Genomic DNA, 15,657 nt, shown 5'->3' with positions numbered 1-15,657 from the left:
GAGCGGAACGAGGCCTCGTGCATTAACCTCACCCAGAACCGGTTCAACCGGAAACGGGCGCCTTCGCGGCCGCCTTCGGCAAGGCCGCAGGCGAGCAGCAGCGCGTTGATGGCGCCGGCGCTGGCACCGCTGATGGTGTCGATCGCGATATCGGGCTCTTCCAGCAGCCGGTCCAGCACGCCCCAGGTGAAGGCGGCGAAGGTGCCGCCGCCCTGGAGGGCGAGCGAGAGTCGTTGCGGCGGCCATTGCGCCGAGCGTGCCTGCTCAACGGGGGCGGCGGCTGTTACGGCTTCGATCAGGGCTGGTTCTCGTCGGGCGATTGGAGCGGGTGGCGGTGCCGGCGGCGAAACGGCCACGGGCTTTGACGCTGGAGGCGGTGCAGGAGCAACAGACCAGATGTTGGTCGTGGAGAGCAGCCGGCTTGCCGCAGTCCCCTGCGAGCCAGCTTCGTCATGCGTCCCGTCGTTCTTCTCGCTCATTCTGAGCAACCGCATGTAACGCCATTTCGACCGTCAGGATGACAGCCATGGCACCGGTTCGCCATCCCAGCCGCGAGTCAGCGGTGAGTTGCAAACAGGATTTGAATACAATGCGGAGAGGGGCTTCGGTATCCGTAGATGTCCCGGATCAGGCCTTTTCGCCGATCCGGCTTTCCTTGCCGGCCTGCAGTCGCTGGATGTTCTCGCGATGCGCGTAGAACAGCATGAGGGTCAGCACCGCCGTGAGGGCCGACAAGGCGAGGTGGCCGAACCACCACAGGAACATCGGCGTGATGAAGGCCGCCACCAGCGCCGAGAGCGAAGAGTAACGGGTGGTGATGGCGGTGGCGAGCCAAAGCAGGCAGAACACGACGGCGCCGGGCCAGAACAGCCCGAGCAGCACACCGATATAGACCGCGACTCCCTTGCCGCCTTTGAACTTCAGCCAAACCGGAAACAGATGGCCGAGGAACGCGCCGAGCCCGGCGACCATCGCGGCGTTGGGTCCTCCGATATAGCCGGCGATCACGACGGCCGCGGTGCCCTTGAGCGCGTCGAGCAGCAAGGTGCCCGCGGCAAGGCTCTTGCGCCCCGTGCGCAGCACGTTGGTGGCGCCGATGCTGCCGGAGCCGATCGAGCGGATGTCCTGGGTGCCGGCGAGCCTGGTCAGGATCAGCCCGAACGGAATTGAGCCGAACAGGTAGCCGATGACGAAGGCGACCGGCAGAAATGCTTCAAGCGCCATGGCGGCAGCTCCAATGGCAGGATTTCCATGTCGAACGATCGGGCGCGTCAGACATGCTCGTAGACCGTTCGGCCGCCGACAATGGTGCGCACCACGCGGCCTGTACAGCGGGCCTCGTCGAACGGGGTGTTCTTGCAGGGCGATTTGAGGTCGGCGGGATCGACGATCCAGGGCGTATCGGGATCGATCACGATGACGTCCGCGGGGCTGCCGGTGCGCAGGGTTCCGCCCGGCAGCCCGAGCAGCTCGGCCGGCCGGGTCGACATCGCGCGGATCAGCGTCTTCAGTTCCAGTTCGCCGTTATGAACCAGTCGCAGGCCGGCGGGCAGCATGGTCTCGAGCCCGACGGCGCCGGGTGCGGCCTCCGCGAACGGCAGGCGCTTGACCTCGACGTCCTGCGGATTGTGGTCGGACATGATGACGTCGAGCAGGCCGGAGGCGATGGCCGCGACCAGGGCGCGGCGGTCGTCCTCGGTGCGCAGCGGGGGCGACAGCTTGAGGAACGAACGGTAGGGGCCGATGTCGTTCTCGTTCAGCGCCAGATGATTGATCGAGACCGAGGCGCTGACGGCGAGCCCGGAATCGCGGGCGCGCTGGAGGATGTCGAGGGAATCGATGCAGGTGAGCGAGGCTGCGTGGTAGCGGCCGCCGGTGAGGGCGACGAGGCGCAGGTCGCGCTCCAGCATCACGGCCTCCGCGGCGTTCGGGATACCCATCAGGCCGAGCCGGGTCGCAAACTCGCCCTCGTTCATGACGCCTTCGCCGACGAGGTTGGGATCCTCGGTGTGATGCACAATCAGCGCGTCGAAGTCGCGGGCGTAGGTGAGCGCGCGGCGCATCACCTGCGCGTTGGTCACGCTCTTGTCGCCGTCGCTGAAGGCGACCGCGCCGGCGGCCTTCAACAGGCCGAACTCGGTCATCTCGGCGCCGTGCATACCCTTGGTCAGCGCCGCCATCGGCTGGATGTTGACAATGGCGGTGTCGCGGGCACGGCGCATCACGAAGTCGACGGTTGCCGAATTGTCGATGACCGGCGAGGTCGCGGGCTGGCAGATGATGGTGGTGATGCCGCCGGTCGCGGCGGCCTGGCTCGCCGAGGCGAAGGTCTCGCGGTGGCTGAGGCCGGGCTCGCCGACGAAGGCGCGTATGTCGATCAGGCCCGGCGCCACGATCTTGCCGGTGCAGTTGAGGATGTCGGTGCCCTCGGGGACGCCCGCCGCGCCAATGCCGCGGCGGGTCTCACGGATGGTGCCGTCGGCGATGAGAACGTCGGCGATGCCGTCGAAATCCCTGGAGGGATCGACCACGCGGGCGTTGGCGAGCAGGATGGGGCGGCGGTCGGTCAGCATGGGCATCACGCGTTCGGCAGGTTGCGGGCGAGCGCTTCCAGCACGGCCATGCGCACGGCGACGCCCATCTCCACCTGTTCGCGGATCAGGGACTGCGCGCCGTCGGCCACGATCGAGTCGATCTCCACGCCGCGGTTCATGGGACCTGGATGCATCACCAGGGCGTCCGGCTTGGCGTAGGCGAGCTTCTTCTGGTCGAGCCCGAAATAATGGAAGTATTCGGACGAGGAGGGCACGAAGGAGCCGTTCATCCGCTCGCGCTGCAGCCGCAGCATCATGACGATGTCGGCGCCTTCGAGGCCCTCGCGCATGTCGCGCATGACCTCGACCCCCATCCGCTCGATGCCGGTCGGCAGCAGCGTGGAAGGGCCGACGACGCGGACGCGGGCGCCCATGGTGTTGAGCAGGATGATGTTGGAGCGGGCGACACGCGAATGCAGCACATCGCCGCAGATCGCGACCACGAGGCCTTCGATCCGGCCCTTGTTGCGGCGGATGGTGAGCGCGTCGAGCAGCGCCTGCGTCGGATGCTCGTGCGCGCCGTCGCCGGCATTGATCACGGAACCGTCAACCTTGCGCGCCAGCAGTTCCACCGCGCCCGAGGCGTGATGGCGCACCACCAGGATGTCAGGGTGCATCGCGTTCAGTGTCACGGCGGTGTCGATCAGCGTCTCGCCCTTGCGGATCGAGGACGAGGATACCGACATGTTCATGACGTCGGCCCCGAGCCGTTTGCCCGCAAGCTCGAACGAGGACTGGGTCCGGGTGGAGGCCTCGAAGAAGAGGTTCACCTGCGTCCGTCCACGCAGGACGGTGCGCTTCTTGTCAACCTGTCGGTTGACCTCGACATATTCTTCGGACAGGTCGAGGAGGCCGCTGATGTCGGCCGCGGAAAGGCCCTCGATGCCCAGCAAATGCCGGTGGCCGAGGACGAAGGTCGATTTCGATGTCATTAAAAGCAGAGCTATAGGGGCGGATGGCGGGGGGAGCAAGCTTCAATTCCCTCACCTGGACTTATCCACGGCGCTCTGCGGCTGGAGGGTGCAGCCCGCCTGTGTTCGGGGCAGTTGCTTTGCGCTAGACTCCTGCCATTCGTTGCGTCACGGGCTGGATCATGACGGGCAGGCGGTATTTTAGTCGACTCGCGCGCAATGTTGCCGCGCTGGCGGGCGTTTGCCTGTTCGGCCTGGTGGCACCGGCGTCGGCCGAGAAGCGCGTGGCGCTCGTGATCGGCAATGATCGCTATCCGAACCTGCCGGCCGACCGGCAGTTGAAGAAGGCTGCCAATGATGCAACGACGGTGGCGGACGCGCTGAAGTCGCTCGGATTTGAGATCGTGCTGGGAACCAATCTTGGCCGCCAGGGCATGATCGACCGGCTCGCGGATTTCACCGCCCGGCTCGAGCCGGGCGATACCGCCGCGGTGTTCTATGCCGGGCATGGGGTTGCGATCGCGGGCGTGAACTACCTGGTGCCGAGCGATGTTCCCACCGTCACCGAGGGAGCCGAAGCGCGGGTGCGCGGCGCCTCGATCGCGGAGCCCGACGTGATTGCCGAGCTTCAGGCGAAATCGGTGCGGGTCGCCTTCGTCGTCATCGATGCCTGCCGCGACAATCCGTTTCCCCGCGCCGCCGGCCGTTCGATCGGCTATACGCGGGGGCTTGCCGATGCGAAGCCGGCGCGCGGGATCTTTACGCTCTATTCCGCCGGGATCGGCCAGACCGCGCTCGACCGGCTCGGCAGCAACGACACGGCGCACAATTCGGTGTTCACGCGGATATTCGTCGAGCAGTTGAAGCGGCCCGAGCTGCATCTCGGCGACCTCGCGGTCGAGGTGCGCGAGCGCGTGGCGGCGCTGGCGCTGACGGCGAGCGACGAGGGCGGCCAGCCCGTGCCGCACGAGCAGACGCCGGCGTATTACGATCAGACGCTCGGCGGGCGCATCTATCTCGCGGCGCCGCCGTCGTCGGAGCGGCCGATGGCGGGCATGCTGATCAAGCCGCCGGCAAAGCCTGCGGTCGCGGAGCGCGCGACCATGCGTCCACTGCGTCCCTCCGCGGCGGGCGAAAGCTGCGCGCGCAACGGATTCGAGACCTATTGCGTCAGCTCGATGCTCAAGCCGCAATACGGCAATTCATACGGCGCGGTGAACTTGTTCGACGGCTCGACAGGGACGGCCTGGGTCGAGGGCGCCTCGGGCAACGGCATCGGCGAATGGATCACGATCGAGTTCGAAGCCCTGCGGCGGGTCAAATCGATCCATGTGCAGAACGGCTACCAGAAAAGCCCCGACATCTTCGCCAAGAACAACAGGGTCCGCCAGATCCGCGTGCTGTTCTCGGGCGGCGAGTCGCAGATCTTCATTCTCGACGACAAGCTGTCGGCGCAATTGCTGTCGTTGCGGCCTCCAGTGTCGACTTATTGGATGCAGTTCATCATCGACGACGTCTGGGCCGGCAACAAATACACGGACACCGCGATCACCAAGCTTCTGGTCAACTCGGATCCGGTGCAATGACCGCAAGGACCGGAATCGCGGCGCGCGTGGCGCTGGTCGTGCTGCTTGCAGCATCCGTGTTCGCGCCGGCGCGGGCGCAGACGTTGCCGGGCGATTTCGTCTATCTGCGCGACATCGACCCCAGCATCATCCAGGATATCCGCTACGCCACGGCGAACAATTTCGTCGGCCGTCCGCTCGCCGGGTACAATGCCGGTGAATGCGTGGTGAAGCGCGAGGTCGGGCAGCGGCTGAAGGCGGTCCAGCAGGAACTGGCGGCACAGAACCTGTCGCTGAAGATGTTCGACTGCTACCGGCCGGCGCGGGCCTCGCTCGACATGGTGAAGTGGTCGCAGAACGGTCACGAGACGGTGGCCGAGCGGCGCTACAACCCGAGAATCCCGAAGACCGAGCTGTTCCGGCTCGGCTACATCGCCAGCCGTTCGCAGCATTCGACCGGAGCTGCGCTCGATCTCACGCTGGTCGACCTCAAGGCCGACAATTCCGCCAGATATGATCCGTCGAAGTCATACGCCGATTGCACGGCGCCGGTCGAGGCGCGTGCGCCCGAGGGCAGCGTCGACATGGGCACCGGCTACGACTGCACCGACCCGAAGGGGCACACTGCGGCACCATCGATCACTCCGGAGCAGCGCACCTGGCGCAAGCGGCTGGTGGCTGCGATGGCCAGGCAAGGCTTTGTGAACTATTCGAAGGAGTGGTGGCATTTTTCCCTGCCGGGGGCGGGCGGGGCGGCCTATGATTTCCCGATCCAGCCGCGGACGAGGTAGAGTTCAAATTGAGACGGAAGGAGTCGCGGATGTGTACACCTCTCCCAAGGGGAGAGGTGTACTGCCCGAGCCGAGATAGATTCGATGGAAGCCCCATGACCCAGCCGAGCCTTGCGACCCACGAGGTCTTCAACCAGTCGCCGCCGTTCGAGGACGTCGACCTGTTCACCGTGGATCGGCCGCTGGTCGAGGCTGTCAGGGCCAATGGCGGCGCGGCGGCGGAACGCGAGCTGTCTGCGTTCGGCACGCAATGGGGCTCGGCGGCGATGGCCGATCGCGGGCGCCTCGCGAACGAGAACACACCGAAGCTGCGCACGTTCGACGCAAAAGGCAATCGCCGCGACCAGGTCGAGTTTCACCCCGCTTATCACGAATTGATGGCGCACAGCGCGCATGCCGGCGTGCATAATTCGACGTGGACGGCGAGCGGCAAACCCGCGGGAGATGCCGCCGAGGTCATTCGTGCCGCAAAGTTCTATATGGCCGCGCAGGTCGAGACCGGCCACCTCTGTCCGATCACAATGACGCGCGCCTCGGTCGGTGCGCTGGCGATGCAGCCCGACTTGCTGGCGCGCGTGATGCCGGTGCTGGCGACGAAGAGCTACGATCCCGGCTTCGCGCCGTGGTGGGGCAAGCGCGGCATGACGCTCGGCATGGGCATGACCGAGAAGCAGGGCGGCACCGATGTGCGCGCCAACATGACCCGTGCGGTGCGCGACGGGGACGCCTATCGCATCACCGGGCATAAATGGTTCATGTCGGCGCCGATGTGCGATGCGTTCCTGGTGCTGGCGCAGGCCGAGCAGGGGCTGACCTGTTTCTTCATGCCGCGCTTCACGCCGGATGGATCTATCAACGCCATCCAGTTCCAGCGGCTGAAGGACAAGCTCGGCAATCGCTCCAATGCGTCATCCGAGGTCGAGTTCACAGGCGCTTACGCCGAACGGGTCGGCGAGGAGGGCAAGGGCATCCGCACCATTATCCAGATGGTGCAGCTGACACGGCAGGATTGCGCGATCGCCTCCGTCGGGCTGATGCGTTCCGGACTTGCGCATGCGCTGCATCACGCCCGTCACCGCAGCGTGTTCCAGAAGCATCTGGCCGATCAGCCCCTGATGCAGGCCGTTCTGTCGGACATGGCGCTGCACGTCGAGGCCAGCACGGCGCTGGTGATGCGGCTCTGCCGCGCCTTCGACCGCACGCCCCATGATACGGGGGAGGCCGCCTACATGCGGCTGCTCACGCCTGCAATCAAATACTGGACCTGCAAGAGCGCGCCGCCGTTCCTCTTTGAGGCGATGGAGTGCCTCGGCGGCAACGGCTATGTCGAGGACGGCATCCTGGCGCGCCATTACCGGGAGGCGCCGGTCAACGCGATCTGGGAAGGCTCGGGCAACGTGATGTGCCTCGACGTGCTGCGCGCGCTCTCGCGCGAGCCGGATGCGGCGACGACGGTACTGCAAGCGCTGGCCGCCGACACCAAGGGGTTGCCTGGTGCGGGAGAGGCGGCCGCGTTCATCGGCAAGACTTTCCGCCGCACCGACGGCGAGCAGATCGCGCGGCTTGCGGTCGAAAAGCTGGCGCTGCTCGCGGCGGCCGCGGCTCTCAATGGCGTGTCGCCGCGCCAGGCCGAACTGTTCGCGGCAACGCGCCTCGCGGCCGATCACGCCAGCATGTACGGCGCGGTGGAGCTGGGTAGCGGCGACGTGCGTGCGCTGCTGGAACGGGCGCTGCCGTGAGTGGGGACGGTCTCTCTACAACGTCACGGCCGGGCCTGACCCGGCCATCCACGTCTTGCTGCGCGGCACGAAGAACGTGGATGCCCGGGCCTTCGCCGCGCCGAAGCGGCTTCGGCCGCGCAGGCGGGACAAGCCCGGGCATGACGATCTCTCGATAGTTTGCGCTACCTAACGAAAGCCTCCTGATGGATTCCCTCAATCCCGATCATCCCCCGCTGGCCGAGACCCCTGCGGCGCCACCCGTCTGGAAGTTCTGGGGCACCGCGCTGTGGGGCCTCTTCATCTTCGTTGCGATGTTCGTCGGGCAGATCGGGGCCGTCCTTCTCGTGGCGGTGCAGCGTGGTCTGCCCATGGAGCTGGCTTCCCTGCAGGTCGTCGGCCGCGAGCCCCAGACGCTTGCGCTTTCGGTGATCATGGGCTTGCCGGCGACGCTAGCCGCGGTCTGGATCGCCATCCGCATCAAGAAGGCTTCCTTCGTCGATTATCTCGCGCTGCATTGGCCGTCCTGGAAACAACTACTGTTCGGCGTCGTCGGCCTCATCCTGATCGTTCTGATCTGGGAAACGATGTCGCGCGCGCTCGGCCGCGAGGCGACGCCGGGGTTCATGACCGATCTGTTGAAATCGGGACGCGACAAGGGCGCTGCGCTGCTGCTTCTGTTCGCCTTCAGCGTGGCCGCGCCGGCGTCGGAAGAGATTCTGGCGCGGGGCTTCCTTTATCGCGGCTGGTCGGCGAGCTTCCTGCGCATACCCGGTGCGATCCTGCTGTCGTCGCTGGTCTGGACAATCGTCCACCTGCAATACGACCTGTACTTCCTCGCCGAGGTTTTCGCTATCGGGCTCTGGTTCGGCTACATGCGTTATCGCGCGGGTTCGCTCTGGCTCACCATCGTGCTGCATGCGCTGAACAATCTGACAGCCGTGGTGCTGACGATGTGGTTGGGGAACTAGGCCGCCAACCCGATCGCGATCGGCATCGTAATGGCTGCAAAGATCGTCTGCAGCGTGATGATCTGCGCCAATAGCGGGGCGTCGCCGCCCATCTGGCGCGCCAGGACATAGGCGCTGGACGAGGTCGGCACCGCCGAGCAGATCGCCACGATTGTGAGGCTGCTGCCGGACAGCCCGAACCAGAGACCGAGCCCCATTGCGAGCGCGGGCATCAGCAAGAGCTTGAAAACGACGCCGACGGCTGCGCCGAGGCTTGGACGGAAGAGCCCTTCGAGATGCAGCCCCGCGCCCGTGACGAGCAGGCCGATGGCGAGGGAGGAACTGCCGAGCGCGTCTGCAACCTCATGCCAGAGCCTTGGCAGCGGCAGGTGGGTGACATTGACGGTAAGGCCGATGATGCAGGCCCAGATCAAGGGATTGCGCACCAATGTCATGACGATGGCGCGGCCGGATTGCTTTTCCGGCGAGGCGTAACGAGCGAGCACCGAGACGCTGAACACGTTGACAAGCGGGATGATCGCCACCATCGCCACGGAGGCGAGCGCCAACCCGACGTCGCCGAATAGATTGGCGGCGATCGACAGGGCAACGAAGGTCTGCCAGCGCGTCGCGCCCTGGAAGATCGAGGTAAAGGCCGGGCCGTCGATGCCTAGCCGCGAAAGCGCAGGGCGTAGCGCAAGGCACAGGAGCGACATCGCCAGCGCCGACAGCAGCAGCGCGCCGCCGACGCCGGCGACCGGCACCTTGGACAGGTCGGCCTTGACCAGGGTCTGGATCAACAGCATCGGGAACAGCACAAAATAGGTTAGCTGCTCCAGCCCGTGCCATTGCGTTTCGAGCCGCATCAGGCTGCGCTTCAGCACGATTCCGAGCACGATGAGGATGAAGACCGGCAGCAATGCCGCGATGACGACGGCCATGAATCAGTGCGGTCCCGGGCTGGCGCGAAGATTGGCGAGGCGGTCGAGCGCGCCTTGCAGGATAAAGATCGCGGCGTGCTCATCGATCACCTCGGCCCGCTTGGCGCGGCTCACGTCCATGCCGATCAGCTCGCGCTCGACCGCAGCTGTCGAGAGGCGCTCGTCCCACAGACCGATGGGAAGCGCGGTCAGGGCGGCGAGGTTGCGGGCGAAGGCGCGGGTCGATTGCGCGCGCGGCCCTTCGCTGCCGTCCATGTTGATGGGCAGGCCGAGCACGAAGCCGACCGCCTTGCGCTCGGCCGCAATTGCTATCAGGCGCGCGGCGTCCTGCTTGAACGCCTTGCGGGAGATGGTCTCTACACCGGTCGCAAGCCGACGATCGGGGTCGGACACGGCAACGCCGATGGTCTTGGTGCCGAGATCGAGCCCGACCAGCGCGCCGCGCGCGGGCCAATGGGTTGCAGCATCGACGAGAGGCAGGATAACAGCCGGCATGGCGTTAGCGCATATCACGCGTCGCGCTGCGGAGTGAACCCGGAACATGGATGCGCTGACATTATTCGGCCTGTTCGCCGTCACGGCGATGCTGGTCTGCTATGCCCTGGAAGATCGCAGCCATTGGTTCGTGCTGCTGTTCGCGGCCTCGTGCGCGCTCGGCTCGGCCTATGGCTTCCTGCAGGGGGCCTGGCCGTTCGGCCTCGTCGAGGCGATCTGGTCCATCGTCGCGCTGCGGCGATGGCGGCTGAAGGTGACAGGACGTAGCGCGTGAAGATGACCAAGCACAAATGCAGCGGTCATTTGTGGCAAATCTCACACGGGCGACGTCACCGGCCATGGCATGATGTCGCGTCCTCAGCGGGGCCTGTCAATTGACCCTCTGATTGTTGCGCTGTATTTATGTATGTATAGGTAGAGTGGGGTGCGTACCCCGATTTCCAGAATGATCGCCAGCGACCGGCAGTCGGGTCCGCTGGCAACCTTGGCGCAGATTTTGAGGCGCCGGCTACGTCCGACATTTGCTCAGCCATTTTGAGAGGTTCTGATGCTGATCAAGCCAAGCCTCATCGCGGGCTCCGAAAGGCGATTCAAGCAAGCCGAGTTCTCACCAGACGCCCTGAACCGGAAACTGGGCGACGGCCCGATCGACATGTCCGTCGAGAGGATGCGCTTGCGCCAGCGCCAGCTGCTGGCCGAGACGGGGGACGTGGCAAAGGCCGAGATCGGCCTGGAGCGGATCATCCAGGGCAATGATCTCGACAGCATCAATTATCTCGCCAAGGGGATGGCCGCCGCACGCTCGGTCTGCCGTATTCAGCTCAGGGATCTGAAGTCGAATCTGCTCGGCTATGGCTCGGGCTTTCTGATCGGGCCCGGCCTGCTGCTGACGAACCATCACGTCTTCGGCAAGCCGGCGGACGCTGCCAATTCGATTGCCGATTTCGACTACGAACTGGACATGACGGGACAAGAGCGCGCGCCGGTGAGGTTTGGATTTGAGCCGGGCAGGTTCTTCTACACCAATGACAGGCTGGATTTTTCTGTCGTCGCCGTAGCCCCGACCTCGCTGTCGGGCCACGAAGATCTCGAGGACTGGGGCTGGCTGCCGCTGAGCGACGCGCCCGGCAAGGCGGACCCGGGCGAGTATCTCACCATCGTGCAGCATCCCAGCGGGCAGATGAAGCAGGTCTGCGTCCGGGAGAACAAGCTGCTCAAATATGTCGGGGACTTCCTCTGGTACAACACCGACACGACGGCTGGGTCGTCGGGGTCGCCCGCGTTCAACCGCTTTTGGCAGGCGGTCGCGCTGCACCACAGTGGCGTTCCGCGGAAAGATGGGCAGGGCCGCATCCTGACCAAGGATGGCAAGGTGTGGAAGCCCTCGATGGACGAATCCTCGATCGATTGGATCGCCAACGAAGGCATCCGCATCAGCGCGATCGTGGCCGACCTCAAGGTGGCCGTCGGTTCCCACCCCTTGATCAAGCCGGTTTTGGATGAGGAAGAGCCGCCGGTCCGGCAAGAAAGGACGAAAGTCCGCCCGCCGGAGACCGCGCCTGCATTCGGCACCAATGTCTGGGTCGAGCACTCCCTCGACGGCACATCGCTTGTGGTTCCGATCCGCGTGCCATTGCCGATTTTCAGGAGGGAAATCCCAATGGCTCCGGTCGCCCCCGCGCCGGGTTCGGAGGGAGGTAACGGAGGTTCACCAAACCGCGGCATGTCCAACGGTGGCAAGGCGCTGATCGCCCGACCGGCTGTTCTCCTGCCTCACATCAGTCCGAGGAACGGCCTGCCCATGGAGGCCGTGCATATCGATCAGAGCACGTTGAAATCGCGTCCCGGATACAAGGCGAATTTTCTCGGCACTGGGAGATTCTCGGTCCCCTTGCCGAAGATTCCGTCCGCCCTCAAGCCCCGGATCGCGATGCTCAAGGGAAGCTCCAGGCAGTTCGAGCTCAAATATTTCAACTACAGCGTGGTCATGAACAAGCAGCGCAGGCTCGCCTTCTTCAGCTGCGTGAACATCGACGGTGGCAAGCAGCAGGACGTCGGCAAGCGTGAAGGCGATTCCTGGCTGCGCGATCCGCGCATCGACGACGATGCCCAGATTGGCAACGAGTTCTATCGCAGGCAGGCGACGTTCGAGGCGGATCGCAGCAAGAATCCCTTCGACCGCGGTCATCTGGTGCGCCGCCTCGACGCAACCTGGGGCGACACCGTCGCCGCGGCCAAGCAGCACGGCGACGATTCCTTCCATTTCACCAATTGCTCGCCGCAGTTCTTCTCGTTCAACCAAGGCAAGCAGCTCTGGGCGGGATTGGAGGACTACACGCGCGATGTCCTGCTCGAAGGCGAGGAGAAGGGTATCGTGATGAATGGTCCGGTATTCGACGGACCGGATGCCGACGAATCCGATCTGCCTAATTCTTCCGGACGACCGCACAAGGACCCGAGTTTCGGCGGCGTTCAGATTCCAAAATACTTCTGGAAGATACTGATCCGGCGCAACGAAGACGGACTCAAGGCCGCGGCGTTCCTGATGAGCCAGCGCAAGCAGGTCATGGAGATCGACCGGATCCAGGAGGCCGATGTGTTCGAGCGGATGTCCGAGGAGGACGTCAGCGTCTTCCAGGTGTCGATCGCGGATCTGGCGAAATTGACCAAGCTCGACTTCGGCAGCCTGGGCGACGCGGACTCGCACGAGGCGACGTCGATCGGCCCGCGTCTGATCAAGTCCTACGAGGACATTCGAACCTGAAGTGCGTGGGGCGGGTGAGGGCAAGCAATGCTCTCGATGGAGCCACTGCAAGTCCTCACCCGGCTTTCTTCGAGGCCCTTTATCGGGTGTCAGCGGATCGCGATCGGGTTGATCATTGCCTGCACGCCGCCGGTCCAGCGCGGCTGTCCCAGCACGAACAGGAACTCATAGCCCTTGTCGCGGGCGAGCGCGGCGGTGTCCATGTTTTCGAGGATGTAGGTCCCGTTCATCGCGAGCAGGATCTGGTGCACCTCGAACACATTCTTGGATTCGAACGGCAGCACTTCGAGTCCCCAGGTGTCGGCGCCGACGGCGACGACGCCCTTGCCGGTGAGATATTTCGCACCCTCGACGCCGAGCCCGGGCTCGCCGGCCGAATAGCGCTTGTCGTCCTTACCGACCAGGCTGAGCCAGCCGGTGTGGAAGATGACGACGTCGCCCTGGCGGATCTCGACGTTCTGCTGCTTGGCGGCTTCCTCGATCTCCTTGACGTTGAAGGCGGTACCTTCCTTCACGACGTCGGTCTTGAAGTAGGCGGCCATGTCGAGCAGGACGCCGCGGGTGACCATTGGCGGGACCTTCTCGATGCCGAGCTTCTTCAGCCCGGTCGGATCGGCAAAGTCGGCGAGCTTGTTGCCGTTGTAGTAGACGTGCTCGATGCCGAGATGGCCGAGGCCGTCGAGCTGGCTGCCGACACCGACCCAGCTGTCCAGGATATCGTCGTTGTAAGTCGCCTTGTTGGGACCGAGACCGGGGCTGCCGGCCTGTCCCGGCTGCACGATGGTGATCTTGTAGCTGCGCGGCGGGTAGGCCGGCGTCTGCGACGTGACGGCCATGCCGAGGGCATAGGTCTTGCCGGTCTTCACCAGCGATGCCGCCTTCATCACGAGCTCGGGTGTCATGTAGTTGGCGGCGCCGATCTCGTCGTTCGGCCCCCATTTCGACTTGGTCCAGTCCTGGGCATTTGCTGTTCCTGAGATCGCCGACAACGCAGCGACACAGCACAACACGAGCGTATTGCGCATCGATAGTCCTCCCGATGTTTCTTGCCGATGTACGGCTTCGTTATGGTTTTGCGCTGGCCAGCCAGTCATCCTAACGTAGAATGATCGCGGGCTTCAAAGCTTTTCGATGTGGTGCGCTGCGGCGGCAGACTGCATCGCGAAGGATTTGTGACGAATTTCGTGGAGTGGAACGTTGTGTCGTTTCAGGCCGCGATGATTTCGTCGTCCTTCATGAGGCCCTCGACAAAGCTTCGAAGCGCGCTGGTTTGATGTCCCGCGCGGCGCTGGATGAACAGTGTCTCGACGCGCGCATGCGACGGGCTCAGCGTGTGGATCGAGACGCTGCCGCTCATCGCGCTGCATTCCACCACTGCACGCGGCAGCAGCGTCACACCCATGTCGGCGGCGACGCAACCGATCATGCCGTCGAGCGTGCCGAGCTCGAAGCGTGCGGCTGACGGCCAGCCGAATTCGGTGAACACCTGTTCGAGCCGCTGACGATAGGTGCAGCCGGTGCGGAACACGAGTGCAGTCGGCCCCGACTCCGGCGTGCCGGCGCGCAGCTCGGCCAGTGAAGCCCAGCGCCGCGCGCTGACCAGCACCAGCTCCTCGCGGAAGGCGCTCGTGGCCATGAGGTCGTCATGCGTAATGGGGCCGGCGACGAAGGCGCCGTCGAGCGTGCCGTCGAGCACGCCGGCGACGAGATCGGCGGTCGGCGCGGTGCGCAAGGAGAGTCGCACGGCGGGACAATTGCGATGGAAATCCGCCAGCAGCGGCGGCAGGCGCACGGCTGCCGTCGTCTCCATCGAGCCGATCGCGAGCGGGCCTTTCGGCTCGCCATCGTCGCGTGCGGCAAGCAGCGCTTCGCGCGACAGCGCCGCCAGCTTTTGCGCATAAGGCAGGAGGCGCTTGCCGGCACCGGTCAGCGCCATGCCGCGGGCGTGACGCTCGAACAGCGCCGTGCCGATCTCCGCCTCCAGTGCCTTCACGCGCTGGGTGACATTCGATTGGACCGTGTTGAGCTCTGCGGCGGCGCGGGTGATGCCGCCCGCACGAGCAACGGCGGCAAAGGTTTGAAGATCGCTCAGTTCCATGGCAGCGTTTCGCTTTTCAGATCGTTTCGTTCGCAACAATTCATTTTTAAAGAATGTTAGTCGCGCCTAATGTTGTTGTCCATCGGGGAGGAGCCATGTCGATTGCAACGCCGCTGACCACGCTGCTGGGGATCGCACATCCGATCCTGCTTGCGCCCATGGACATCATCGCCGGCAGCCGCCTCGTCATGGCCGTCAGCCGCGCCGGCGGCTTCGGCATTCTCGGCGGCGGATACGGCGAGCGAACCTGGCTGGAGCAGGAAACCGCAAAGCTCGCAGGCTTGTCGGCTCCCTTCGGCATCGGCTTCATCACCTGGAGCCTCGCCAGGCGGCCCGAGCTTCTCGACATCGCGCTTGCCGCGAGACCATCCGCGATCATGTTGTCGTTCGGCGATCCGGCGCCGTTCGCGGCGCAGATCAAGGCGGCTGGCGCGCGCCTGATCTGCCAGGTGCAGGACGAGGCGATGGCGCGGCAGGCGCTCGAGGCCGGGGCCGACATCCTGATCGCGCAAGGAACGGAGGCGGGCGGTCATGGCGCCTCGCGCACCACCGTCGATCTCGTGCCGGCGATCGTCGATCTCGCCGCAGGCCGTGTGCCGGTGGTGGCGGCCGGCGGGATCGCCGATGGGCGCGGGCTCGCCGCCATGATGATGCTCGGCGCGACCGGCGTGCTGCTCGGCACCCGCTTCTATGCGAGCCAGGAGGCCGACGGCGCGGAGGAGGCCAAGCGGCGCATCTGCGCGGCCAGCAGCGGCTCGTCGGTGCGCGGGATCGTGTTCGATCTCTCCCGCAACAATGTCTGGCCGGCGCCGTTTACCGGGCGGTGCCTG

15 protein-coding genes are annotated in these 15,657 nt (G+C 65.1%); 7 read left to right on the top strand and 8 right to left on the bottom strand.

From position 1 onward, the window contains the following. The 4 genes from JHD07_RS15000 to JHD07_RS14985 all read right to left on the bottom strand — a co-directional run. Positions 1-479, bottom strand: a 479-nt coding sequence (locus JHD07_RS15000) for a patatin-like phospholipase family protein (protein ID WP_291623441.1), incomplete at its 3' end; no start/stop codon positions are given. Between the two features lie 148 nt (positions 480-627). Beyond that, entirely contained in the window at positions 628-1,224 is a 597-nt protein-coding gene (gene plsY, locus JHD07_RS14995; protein WP_291623439.1) for a glycerol-3-phosphate 1-O-acyltransferase PlsY, read from the bottom strand. Positions 1,225-1,271: 47 nt separating this feature from the next. Next, positions 1,272-2,573 carry a dihydroorotase gene (locus tag JHD07_RS14990; RefSeq protein ID WP_291623444.1) on the bottom strand — a complete coding sequence of 434 codons (1,302 nt, stop codon included), beginning with the start codon at positions 2,571-2,573 and terminating at the stop codon, positions 1,272-1,274. Between the two features lie 5 nt (positions 2,574-2,578). Beyond that, positions 2,579-3,526, bottom strand: a complete 948-nt coding sequence (locus tag JHD07_RS14985; RefSeq protein ID WP_028181359.1) for an aspartate carbamoyltransferase catalytic subunit — start codon at positions 3,524-3,526, stop codon at positions 2,579-2,581. A 161-nt stretch (positions 3,527-3,687) separates the two neighbouring features. On the opposite strand from JHD07_RS14985, the gene JHD07_RS14980 reads away from it, so the two are divergent. From JHD07_RS14980 to JHD07_RS14965, 4 genes are all read left to right on the top strand, one after another. Beyond that, entirely contained in the window at positions 3,688-5,091 is a 1,404-nt protein-coding gene (locus JHD07_RS14980) for a caspase family protein (protein ID WP_291623435.1), read from the top strand. Then, positions 5,088-5,861: a M15 family metallopeptidase gene (locus JHD07_RS14975; protein ID WP_291623433.1), complete on the top strand. Its 774-nt coding sequence runs from the start codon at positions 5,088-5,090 to the stop codon at positions 5,859-5,861. Before JHD07_RS14980 ends, JHD07_RS14975 begins: the two co-directional genes overlap by 4 nt. A gap of 95 nt (positions 5,862-5,956) precedes the next feature. Next, positions 5,957-7,600 (top strand): acyl-CoA dehydrogenase family protein, encoded by a 1,644-nt coding sequence (locus JHD07_RS14970; RefSeq protein WP_291623431.1) that lies wholly within the window; start codon positions 5,957-5,959, stop codon positions 7,598-7,600. A gap of 185 nt (positions 7,601-7,785) precedes the next feature. Continuing rightward, on the top strand, positions 7,786-8,550 hold the full coding sequence (locus JHD07_RS14965; protein ID WP_291623429.1) for a type II CAAX endopeptidase family protein: 765 nt from the start codon (positions 7,786-7,788) through the stop codon (positions 8,548-8,550). Here JHD07_RS14965 and JHD07_RS14960 read toward each other — a convergent pair. Both JHD07_RS14960 and ruvX read right to left on the bottom strand, forming a co-directional pair. Beyond that, positions 8,547-9,470 carry an AEC family transporter gene (locus JHD07_RS14960; protein WP_291623427.1) on the bottom strand — a complete coding sequence of 308 codons (924 nt, stop codon included), beginning with the start codon at positions 9,468-9,470 and terminating at the stop codon, positions 8,547-8,549. The genes JHD07_RS14965 and JHD07_RS14960 overlap by 4 nt on opposite strands. Positions 9,471-9,473: 3 nt before the next feature. Continuing rightward, a complete protein-coding gene (ruvX, locus tag JHD07_RS14955) occupies positions 9,474-9,965 on the bottom strand; it encodes a Holliday junction resolvase RuvX (RefSeq protein WP_291623425.1) in 492 nt (163 codons plus the stop codon). Positions 9,966-10,011: 46 nt separating this feature from the next. Between ruvX and JHD07_RS14950 the strand changes: the two genes are divergently transcribed. Then, on the top strand, positions 10,012-10,239 hold the full coding sequence (locus tag JHD07_RS14950; protein ID WP_291623423.1) for a hypothetical protein: 228 nt from the start codon (positions 10,012-10,014) through the stop codon (positions 10,237-10,239). A 273-nt stretch (positions 10,240-10,512) separates the two neighbouring features. Beyond that, positions 10,513-12,729: a DNA/RNA non-specific endonuclease gene (locus JHD07_RS14945; protein WP_291623422.1), complete on the top strand. Its 2,217-nt coding sequence runs from the start codon at positions 10,513-10,515 to the stop codon at positions 12,727-12,729. A gap of 89 nt (positions 12,730-12,818) precedes the next feature. On the opposite strand, the gene JHD07_RS14940 is transcribed toward JHD07_RS14945, so the two are convergent. Beyond that, on the bottom strand, positions 12,819-13,754 hold the full coding sequence (locus tag JHD07_RS14940) for a cyclase family protein (protein WP_291623421.1): 936 nt from the start codon (positions 13,752-13,754) through the stop codon (positions 12,819-12,821). A 182-nt stretch (positions 13,755-13,936) separates the two neighbouring features. Next, complete coding sequence (locus JHD07_RS14935) at positions 13,937-14,827, bottom strand: LysR family transcriptional regulator (protein WP_291623420.1); 891 nt, start codon at positions 14,825-14,827, stop codon at positions 13,937-13,939. A gap of 53 nt (positions 14,828-14,880) precedes the next feature. On the opposite strand from JHD07_RS14935, the gene JHD07_RS14930 reads away from it, so the two are divergent. Beyond that, on the top strand, positions 14,881-15,657 hold a 777-nt coding region (locus tag JHD07_RS14930; protein WP_291623418.1), incomplete at its 3' end, for a nitronate monooxygenase.

It is taken from the genome of Bradyrhizobium sp., from assembly GCF_016462955.1.
In the GTDB taxonomy this organism is placed as follows: domain Bacteria; phylum Pseudomonadota; class Alphaproteobacteria; order Rhizobiales; family Xanthobacteraceae; genus Bradyrhizobium.
Note: the sequence above shows the minus strand (reverse complement) of the source record. Positions and strands in the feature narration are given on the sequence as shown.